This is a genomic window from Blastococcus sp. CT_GayMR20 (genome assembly GCF_004570345.1).
Window position 1 is genome coordinate 1 of the sequence record NZ_SPQM01000169.1, and the last position, 8,793, is coordinate 8,793.

15 protein-coding genes are annotated in these 8,793 nt (G+C 71.7%); 14 read left to right on the plus strand and 1 reads right to left on the minus strand.

The window, feature by feature from the left end; genetic code table 11:
* From trmD to E4P40_RS23980, 7 genes are all read left to right on the plus strand, one after another.
* On the plus strand, positions 1-677 hold a 677-nt coding region (trmD, locus tag E4P40_RS23950; protein WP_135160880.1), incomplete at its 5' end, for a tRNA (guanosine(37)-N1)-methyltransferase TrmD.
* Positions 670-1,170 carry an NUDIX domain-containing protein gene (locus E4P40_RS23955; protein WP_135160881.1) on the plus strand — a complete coding sequence of 167 codons (501 nt, stop codon included), beginning with the start codon at positions 670-672 and terminating at the stop codon, positions 1,168-1,170. The genes trmD and E4P40_RS23955, both read left to right, overlap by 8 nt.
* Positions 1,171-1,325: 155 nt before the next feature.
* The gene (rplS, locus tag E4P40_RS23960; protein ID WP_135160882.1) at positions 1,326-1,682 is read left to right on the plus strand and encodes a 50S ribosomal protein L19; all 357 of its coding nucleotides are present in this window, start codon (positions 1,326-1,328) and stop codon (positions 1,680-1,682) included.
* A gap of 69 nt (positions 1,683-1,751) precedes the next feature.
* On the plus strand, positions 1,752-2,687 hold the full coding sequence (gene lepB, locus E4P40_RS23965) for a signal peptidase I (protein ID WP_135160883.1): 936 nt from the start codon (positions 1,752-1,754) through the stop codon (positions 2,685-2,687).
* Positions 2,688-2,943: 256 nt separating this feature from the next.
* A complete protein-coding gene (locus E4P40_RS23970) occupies positions 2,944-3,633 on the plus strand; it encodes a response regulator transcription factor (RefSeq protein WP_245160554.1) in 690 nt (229 codons plus the stop codon).
* Positions 3,634-3,756: 123 nt separating this feature from the next.
* A complete protein-coding gene (locus E4P40_RS23975; protein ID WP_135160885.1) occupies positions 3,757-4,533 on the plus strand; it encodes a ribonuclease HII in 777 nt (258 codons plus the stop codon).
* Positions 4,530-4,850: a DUF2469 domain-containing protein gene (locus tag E4P40_RS23980; RefSeq protein WP_135160886.1), complete on the plus strand. Its 321-nt coding sequence runs from the start codon at positions 4,530-4,532 to the stop codon at positions 4,848-4,850. The genes E4P40_RS23975 and E4P40_RS23980 overlap by 4 nt, the downstream gene beginning before the upstream one ends.
* Before the next feature lie 6 nt (positions 4,851-4,856).
* Here E4P40_RS23980 and E4P40_RS23985 read toward each other — a convergent pair whose 3' ends face one another.
* A complete protein-coding gene (locus tag E4P40_RS23985) occupies positions 4,857-5,093 on the minus strand; it encodes a hypothetical protein (protein ID WP_135160887.1) in 237 nt (78 codons plus the stop codon).
* A 118-nt stretch (positions 5,094-5,211) separates the two neighbouring features.
* On the opposite strand from E4P40_RS23985, the gene E4P40_RS23990 reads away from it, so the two are divergent.
* The 7 genes from E4P40_RS23990 to E4P40_RS24020 all read left to right on the plus strand — a co-directional run bounded on the left by E4P40_RS23990 (position 5,212) and on the right by E4P40_RS24020 (position 8,787).
* Positions 5,212-5,571 (plus strand): YraN family protein, encoded by a 360-nt coding sequence (locus E4P40_RS23990; protein ID WP_135160888.1) that lies wholly within the window; start codon positions 5,212-5,214, stop codon positions 5,569-5,571.
* Positions 5,568-5,843: a magnesium chelatase domain-containing protein gene (locus E4P40_RS23995; protein ID WP_245160555.1), complete on the plus strand. Its 276-nt coding sequence runs from the start codon at positions 5,568-5,570 to the stop codon at positions 5,841-5,843. Before E4P40_RS23990 ends, E4P40_RS23995 begins: the two co-directional genes overlap by 4 nt.
* 2 nt (positions 5,844-5,845) lie before the next feature.
* The gene (locus E4P40_RS24000; protein WP_135160889.1) at positions 5,846-7,249 is read left to right on the plus strand and encodes a recombinase family protein; all 1,404 of its coding nucleotides are present in this window, start codon (positions 5,846-5,848) and stop codon (positions 7,247-7,249) included.
* Positions 7,246-7,731 carry a hypothetical protein gene (locus E4P40_RS24005; protein WP_135160890.1) on the plus strand — a complete coding sequence of 162 codons (486 nt, stop codon included), beginning with the start codon at positions 7,246-7,248 and terminating at the stop codon, positions 7,729-7,731. The genes E4P40_RS24000 and E4P40_RS24005 overlap by 4 nt, the downstream gene beginning before the upstream one ends.
* 78 nt (positions 7,732-7,809) lie before the next feature.
* Positions 7,810-8,034: a hypothetical protein gene (locus E4P40_RS24010; protein WP_135160891.1), complete on the plus strand. Its 225-nt coding sequence runs from the start codon at positions 7,810-7,812 to the stop codon at positions 8,032-8,034.
* A complete protein-coding gene (locus E4P40_RS24015; protein ID WP_135160892.1) occupies positions 8,031-8,525 on the plus strand; it encodes a hypothetical protein in 495 nt (164 codons plus the stop codon). Before E4P40_RS24010 ends, E4P40_RS24015 begins: the two co-directional genes overlap by 4 nt.
* Complete coding sequence (locus E4P40_RS24020) at positions 8,518-8,787, plus strand: hypothetical protein (protein ID WP_135160893.1); 270 nt, start codon at positions 8,518-8,520, stop codon at positions 8,785-8,787. The genes E4P40_RS24015 and E4P40_RS24020 overlap by 8 nt, the downstream gene beginning before the upstream one ends.
* Positions 8,788-8,793: the final 6 nt, after the last annotated feature.

The window sequence follows — 8,793 nt, forward strand, 5'->3', positions numbered from 1 at the left end:
TGCGGCAGTCGCTGCTGGGCAAGGCCGCCGAGCGCGGCGTGGTCGAGATCGCCGTCCACGACCTGCGGCAGTGGACGGACGACGTCCACCGCACCGTCGACGACTCGCCCTACGGCGGCGGCCCCGGGATGGTCATGCGCCCCGAGCCGTGGGGACGGGCCCTGGACGCCGTCCGCCCGCCCGGGACCCGGCTCGTGGTGCCGACCCCGGCCGGGCAGCCGTTCACCCAGGCGATGGCGGCTGCATGGTCCGCCGAACCGGGGCTGGTCTTCGCCTGCGGCCGGTACGAGGGCATCGACCAGCGGGTGGCCGACTGGGCCGCCGAGGCCGGGCCGGTGTCGGAGGTGTCGATCGGCGACTACGTGCTGGCCGGCGGGGAGTCCGCCGTCCTCGTGATGGTGGAGGCGGTCACCCGGCTGCTGCCCGGCGTCGTCGGCAACCGGGAGTCCGTGGAGTTCGACTCGCACGCCGACGGGCTGCTCGAGGGGCCGTCCTACACCCGGCCCGCGTCCTGGCGCGGCCTCGAGGTGCCCCCGGTGCTGCTGTCCGGCGACCACGCGGCCATCGCCCGCTGGCGGCGCGCTGAGTCCCTCCGGCGTACGTCGAGCCGCCGTCCCGATCTGCTGGACCCTGCGTCGCTGCCCGAGGCCGACCGGGCGCTGCTCGACGATGAGTGAGAAGGCGTGGGTGCGGGCGACGGCTCGCGTCGTCGTCCTCGATCCCGCCGGCCGGGTGCTCCTGCTCGGGGCGCGGCTGACCGATCCGGCGGTGCCGCCCGGCGACGTCCTGTTCTGGTACACGCCCGGCGGGGGAGTGGAGGACGGCGAGAGCCTGCGCGCCGCCGCCGTCCGGGAGCTCGCCGAGGAGATCGGCCTGGTCGTCGACCCGGCGGCGCTGGAGGGCCCGGTCTGGCTCCGCCGGCACGTGGGCGCGTTCGCCGGGGTGGACATCGACTCCCGCGAGACCTTCTTCGTCCTCCGCGACGTCGTCCACGAGGTGGACGCGAGCGGACGCACCGAGCTGGAGGTGCTGGGCGAGGAGCCGCACCGCTGGTGGACCGCCGCCGAGATCGCCGCCGGCACCGTGGAGTTCGCGCCGCGTGACCTCGCGGACCGGCTCCGCGAGCTGCTCGACGGGCCCTGGACCGGGCCGCCGCGCATCGTCGCCTGAAGATGTGGCACAGTAGAGAGCTGCTGCAGACCGTCGGCGCGGGTCGACGATGGCTCCACGACGCGCCGCAGCCACCGACTCGGACGGCCGGGCTTTCCGCTGTCTGCACCGAACGACGACGCCTGATACATGGCCAGAACATGAGGACTGCCGAGATGAACACCCTGGACGCACTCGACGCCGACTCGTTGCGCGACGACATCCCCGACTTCCGCCCCGGGGACTCCGTCAAGGTCCACGTGCGCGTGGTCGAGGGCAACCGCTCGCGCATCCAGGTCTTCCAGGGGGTCGTCATCCGCCGGCAGGGCGGCGGCATCCGCGAGACCTTCACCGTCCGCAAGGTGAGCTTCGGCGTGGGCGTCGAGCGGACCTTCCCGGTGCACACGCCGGTCGTCGAGAAGATCGAGGTCGTCACCCGCGGTGACGTCCGTCGGGCGAAGCTCTACTACCTCCGCGAGCTCCGCGGCAAGGCCGCCAAGATCAAGGAGAAGCGCGACGCCATCACGCGCTGACACGCCCTGACGGCCGGTCTTGACCGGCTGTGCTCGCGGCGGGTCTCCCGCGCCGTACGCTGCTCCGTGATGAGCAGCGAACGGCCCGGGGGGCCCGCCGACGTCGATCCCGGGGACGACGAGGGCAAGAAGTCGGCGACGTCGGACGTCGCAGCCGAGAACGCCACAGGTGGCCGGGGTTCCCGCCGCCGGAAGGGCGCAGCCAAGAAGGGGTCGCTCCTGCGCGAGCTGCCCGTGCTGCTGCTGATCGCGTTCGTGCTGGCGCTGATCGTCAAGACGTTCTTCGTGCAGGCGTTCTTCATCCCCTCGGGGTCGATGGAGCAGACCCTCCACGGGTGCGGCGGGTGCACCGGCGACCGCGTCCTGGTGAACAAGGTCCCGTACTGGTTCGGCGAGCCCGAGCCGGGCGAGATCGTCGTCTTCAAGGGACCGGACACCTGGACGCCGGAGGTCTCCGTCGCCGAGCCCGGCAACTGGTTCTCCGGAGCGCTCCTGTGGCTGGGCCGCGCCGTCGGGGTGGCACCGCCCAGCGAGGACGACTTCGTCAAGCGGGTGATCGCCACCGAGGGCCAGACCGTGGAGTGCTGCGACCCCGAGGGCCGCGTGATCGTGGACGGCGTCGCTCTCGACGAGCCCTACATCTTCGAGAACACCCCCATCGAGACGCGTACGTTCGGCAAGGTCACCGTTCCCGAAGGCCGGCTCTGGGTCATGGGCGACCACCGTTCGGCCTCGGCGGACTCCCGTTCGCACTCCAGCGACCGCTACAGCGGCACGATCGCCGTCGAGGACGTCATCGGGAAGGCGGCTGTGATCGTCTGGCCCGTGAGCCGTTTCGGGCTGCTGGACGCACCCGACATCCAGGGCACGGAGGCGGCCGGCCTCCCGGGGACGTCGTTGACGTCGTCCCGGGTGACGGCGGCGTCGGCGGCGCCCCTGGTGCTCGGCCTGGCCGGCGCCCTGCCGATCTCGATCTGGCGCCTGCGCCGTTCCCGCGGCGACTGACCCGCCTTTCCCCACCGTTCTTCGGGGCGCTGACCTGGGCCCCGGTGCCGTCGCGCTCTCGACCGCTCCATTCCGGTGTTGCTCGTGGGACTGCCCGCCGCCATTGCTCGGCGCTGCGATAGCAATCTGAAAAAGGTCGTAAAAGTATTCAAGTATCCGTTTCACCCTTCCGATGGAGACATTGCAAGTTCCCGGAGTCGAAACGGAGTCAGTTGTGTCCGCACCTATGGCGAGCAATGCCCGCGGGGTCACCCGCGTGCTTCTCCTCGCTGACGCGCCCGTCCTGCGTCGCGGTCTGGTCAGCATGATCAACGAGACGGCAGGCATGCAGTCGGTGGGTACGCCCGGCGAACTGCGTCGCGCCCTCACGCTGGTCGAGTCGGCCCGCCCCGACGCGGTCGTCGTCGAGCTCGGCTCCGGCCGCGCCGCGACCCTCAACGCCTGCCGCGACCTGCGGCGCCGCTTCCCCCGTGTCGCGATCGTCGCGCTGGCGACGTCCGAGGACCCGGCCGTCGTGAACGAGGCGATCGCGGCGGGTGTCCGCGGCTACCTCATGATCAACACGTCGCCGACGCTGCTCGGCTGGGCGATCCTGGCGGCTCGCGCCGGCCGGACCGTCGTCGACCCGCAGATCCGCCGGGTCGAGCCGTCCGACGTGCCGGTGGCCAAGCCGTTCACGCCGGAGGTGCCCCTGACCCGGCGCGAGTCCGACGTGCTCGACGAGCTCCTCCAGGGCCAGTCGAACCGCCAGATCGGCCGCAACCTCTTCATCAGCGAGGACACCGTCAAGTCCCACGTCAAGGCCATCCTGCGCAAGCTGGGTGCCCGCGACCGGGCGCACGCGGTCTCGCTGGTGCTGTCCAACCGCCAGCCCGGCTGCACCTGCGGCCACTCGGCCGCCGCAGCCGAGCTGCCGGTGACCGACCCGGTCGACGCCGACATCTGACCGACTGCACCACCGCTCCGGCACCCCGGGCCGGCCTCCCTCGCGGAGGCCGGCCCGGAGTGCGTCCGGGGTCGGGTGTGCCGCCGTCGGGGTCGCACGGGGACGTCGTAGGGTCGGTGCGCCATGGCGCTCCGATCCATCCACTCCGAAGCGAGCCCGGCCGCACGCAGCCGGCGCACGATCGTGAACGACGACCGTCCCGACGCGCTCTGGGACATGGAGCGCTCCCTGCGCCGCCGCGGTTTCTCCGCCGTCGCGGGTGCCGACGAGGCCGGGCGCGGTGCCTGCGCGGGGCCCCTCGTGGCCGCCGCCTGCGTCCTTCCCCCGGGCCGGCGGGGCCGCGTGCCCGGGCTGGCCGACTCCAAGCTGCTCACCGCCGCCGCGCGCGAGCGGGTCTACGCCGAGGTCGTCGACCGCGCGGTGTCCTGGTCGGTCGTGGTCATGCCGGTCGAGGACCTCGACGCCCGCGGCATGCACGTCACGAACATCGAGGCACTGCGCCGGGCGGTCTGGAACCTCGACCCCGAACCGGACTACGTGCTCACCGACGGGTTCCCGGTACCGGGCCTGGCCCGCCCGGGTCTCGCGGTCTGGAAGGGCGACCGGGTCGCTGCGTGCGTCGCCGCCGCGTCGGTGCTGGCCAAGGTGACCCGCGACCGGATGATGCTCGAGCTGCACGAGAAGTGGCCGGAGTACGACTTCGCCGGCCACAAGGGCTACATCACCGACGTGCACAGCGCCGCCCTGGAGCGGCACGGGCCCTGCCCCGAGCACCGCATGCGGTTCGTCAACGTGCGCAGCGCCCGCGACGCGCACATGGCGCGGGGAGTCCGGGTCACGGCGCCGCTCGGCATGGTCGATGATGGGGACATGGTCCCTGAGCTGGAAGAGCTGCGATGAGCACCGAGGACCTCGAGAAGTACGAGACCGAGATGGAGCTGCAGCTCTATCGCGAGTACCGGGACATCGTCCGGCAGTTCACCTACGTGGTGGAGACCGAGCGGCGCTTCTACCTCGCCAACTCCGTCGACCTGCAGGTGCGGGAAGCCGGGGGAGAGGTCTACTTCGAGCTGAAGCTCTCCGACGCCTGGGTCTGGGACATGTACCGGCCCGCGCGCTTCGTGCGCAACGTCCGCGTGCTGACGTTCAAGGACGTCAACGTGGAGGAGCTGGACAAGCCCGACCTCGAACTGCCGGACAACCCGCGCATCCAGTAGCCCGCGCTACTCGTCGTCACCGCCCTGGACGCGCTCCAGGTTGGTGATGTCGAAGACCTCGGTCGCCGAGACCACGGAGATCGGCGCACCGACGGCGAGGGACTTCATCGTCAGCCAGCCCGGCGGGAAGAACCGGACGTAGGCGTCGACGGGCGGTCGGTTGGAGAGCATCGCCGAGCGGAGCCGCACGGTGGCCTTGTAGGTGTCCCGGTCGTTGACCTGCACGACTGCCTCCACGTACATGCCGCGACGCTAGCGGGCAGGGGACGCCGTCCGGGCCGATCCGTCCACAGCCTCACCGCTCCTCCACAACCTCGATGCCGGTATGGGCACCGCGGCCCCGGGTCGGCACGGTCGTCCCGTGTCCACCACCCTCGACCTCGGCTCGCTCGGCGAGCGCATCGCGGTCGCCTTCCTGACCGACGCCGGCCTGCGCGTGCTCGACCGCAACTGGCGCTGCCGCGAGGGCGAGCTCGACATCGTCGCGCGCGAGGGCGACGCCCTGGTGTTCTGCGAGGTCAAGGCGCGGCGGGGTGTCGGATACGGACTCCCTGTCCAGGCAGTCACCATCGCCAAGCAGCGAAGGCTCCGCGTGCTCGCGCAGCGCTGGCTGGCCGCGCACGACGAGCACGCCCCTGACCTGCGCTTCGACGTGGTCGGCGTCCTCGTGCGGGCCTGCGGCCCGGCCGTGGTCACGCACCTGCGGGCGGCGTTCCAGTGACCCTGGCGCGCACGTGGTCCGTCGGCCTGGCCGGGGTCCAGGGCGCGATGGTCGAGATCGAGGTCGACATGGCGCAGGGGCTGCCCGGTGTCGTCCTCGTCGGGCTGCCGGACGCCGTCGTGCGGCAGTCGGTGGACCGCGTCAAGGCGGCGGTGGCGAACACGGGTGGCACGTTCCCGCAGCGGCGGATCACCATCGGGCTGTCGCCGGCCTCCATGCCGAAGCAGGGGAGCGGTTTCGACCTCGCGGTGTGTCAAGTGGAACACTGTTAGACGTGAGCCGACGCGCCGTGATCTACACGCGCATGAGCAAGGACCGCGAGGGCGCCGGCCTCGGGGTCGACCGACAGCGTCAGGAGTGCGCGGATCTGGCCGACCGGCTCGGATGGAACGTACTCGCGCACCACAGTGACAACGACCTGTCCGCCTATTCCGGCAAGCCCCGCCCCGGCTACCGGGCGCTCCTCGCAGACCTCGAGCAAGGGCGCGCAGACGCCGTGGTGGTCTGGCACACCGACCGCCTGCACCGACGGCCTGTGGAACTTGAGCAGTACATCGACATCTGCGACCCCCGCGGCGTCATCACGCAGACCGTGAAGGCCGGCCCCCTCGACCTCGCCACCCCCTCCGGGCGCATGGTCGCCCGGATGCTGGGCAGCGCCGGCCGCTACGAGGTCGAGCACATGATCGAGCGGCAACAGGCCGCGAAGCTCCAGGCCGCCACCAGCGGGCGATGGAAGGGCGGCCGCCGGCCCTTCGGCTACGAGGCCGACGGCGTCACGATCCGCGAGAGGGAGGCGGCCGAGATCCGGCGCGCCACCAACGACCTGCTCGCCGGCATGAGCTTGCACTCGATCGCCCGCGACTGGAACGGGCGAGGAGTCACGACCTCCACCGGTGGGCCGTGGAAGCCCTCGGAGGCCCGGAAACTCCTCGCCCGTCCACGGAACGCTGGCCTGATGGAGCACCGCGGCGAGGTCATCGGCCAGGCGCAGTGGCCAGCCATCGTCGACGAGTCGCTGTGGCAAGCCGTGCGGGCGCTCCTTGGTGACGAGAGCCGCCGCACGACCACCGGGAACGCCCGCCGCTGGCTCGGCGGCGGCCTGTACCTCTGCGGCGTCTGCGGCAGCCACCTGCGAGCAACCACGGCCGGCACCGGCGGCCGGGGGACCGTCGCCGCCTACCGATGCGAGGAGGGCGGCCACGTCGTCCGCCGCTGCGAGCCCCTCGACGACTTCGTCCAGGCGCTCACCGTCGAGCGGCTGTCCCGTCCGGACGCAGTCGACCTCGGGCGGACCACCGCCATCGAGGACACGTCGTCGGTGCACGTCGAGCGCCTCGCCGTGCAAGCCCGCCTCGACGAGCTCATCGACCACTTCGCCGCCGGGAACATCACCGGCAAGCAACTCGAGCGCGGGACGTCGTCACTCCGAGCGCACCTCGACGACCTCGACGAGCGCCTGGCGGCCGCCGCCGGCGCCTCAGCTCTGGACGGCGTCACAGGGTCGGCCGCCGCGGACGTCTGGCCGACTCTCGACCTCTCCCGCCGGCGGGCCATCGTCGACACGATCATGACGGTGACCGTGCACAGGACGCGCCGCGGTAGGCCACCCGGATGGCGGGCAGGGGAGTCCTACTTCGACCCCCGCGGCATCGAGATCACCTGGAGAACGACGTGAGCTTCAAGCTGGCCCCGACGACAATGATCACTGTCTTCTGTCTCGGCCAGACGACGGGGCCGGACGGTCTTGAGACGTCTCACGCCTCGAAGAAGAGCATCGTCGCCAGATACTCACGCCTCACCGACAGCCCCGAGGTCGGGTGGGCCGAGAAGGTCGGCACGTCCAGTCGCACACGGCGTCGAGGGCAACCCCGGACGATCCCGGTGCCCGGCGGCAAGACGCTGACCATGGCTCCGACCCCCGACAAGCCGGAGGCGTACCAGTCGGTCACCGAGCACGGTGAGAGACAGGAATTCATGCCACTGTTCGGCCGCAGTGCACCTGCGGCGCACGGCCGCGACCGCTACCGACTGAAGTGCGAACTCTGCCCCGATACGGTGCCGGTCCGCCGCGAGAACCTCGTTCCCGTCCTGGACACCTTGGCCACCGCTGGGGTAGAAGAGATCTCACTTGCAGGGCTAGCAGCTAGACTGCGGTAGTTCCAGCGAGGCGCGGCGGCAGACCGCGTCGCTCAACCGGGCAGCCCCGGGCATATCGCCATGCCCGGAGGACCTCGAATGTCCTGGACGCAGGAACGCGCCCGCGTCGCCTCGCTCACCCGCTCACGACCAGCTGACGACCCCGATCTAGTAGGGGCTCGCCGCAACCTCGCCGCTGCCCGCCTCGAAGAGCACATCCGGCAGGTCGTCGCCGTGGCGCCGCCGTTCACGCTCGAGCAGCGGGACCGCCTCGCCACACTGCTCCGCGCCGCCCCGAGCGACAGCGGGGGCGCCGCCGCATGAGCCAGATGCACGAACGGCGCCCCGGGGCCACGGGACGCCGTTCAGAAGATGCCGCCGCCAAGCAGTCGATCCTCAACGGCGAGGGTACCGCCGACGGGCGACACGCGATACCGATCCCACAGCCACTGCCCTGGGCCCGCGCGCTCATCGACGCGGCAGAAGGACCGCTCCCGCGCTACGGCAGTCCCGAGTGGACCGCACTTCCAGACAGCAGTCGCATCAAGGTGGCCGCCGCGGTCGTCGCCGCCGAGTGCTGGCGAACGTCTACGGACCCAGCCGAGATCGCCCTGCGCCTCGAGGTCGAGCTCGAGGCCGTAGCCGTCGAGGAGGAGGCGCCCGGCTACTGGACCGCTGACGTCGTCGAGGCGGTTCACCGGACCGCGCGCCGGCCGTCATACGCCGAGCTCTGCCGCCGACGAGGAGAGCCGGACCGGGAGGCCCGCGCCGTCGAGCACGAGCAGCGCATGACGGCGGCGATGACCCATGGCTGACCCGACCATGCTCGGCCGCGGCCCCCGCCGACGCCGTCGAACCACGGTGGGCCTGACCCTGCGCGTCGAGGTGGGCCGGCGCACCTGCTGGCTCCACGGCGACCACGTGCTGGCACTGCTCGACCGAGCCCAGGTCGACGCCCGCCAGTACGACCACAGCCGCCGCTGCTGGACCATCAGCGTCAACCGCGCCGACGACGTCATCACCGCCGCCGAACACCTCGAGCGGCGCATCGTCACCGTCGAGGCGGTTAGCCGATGACCGACG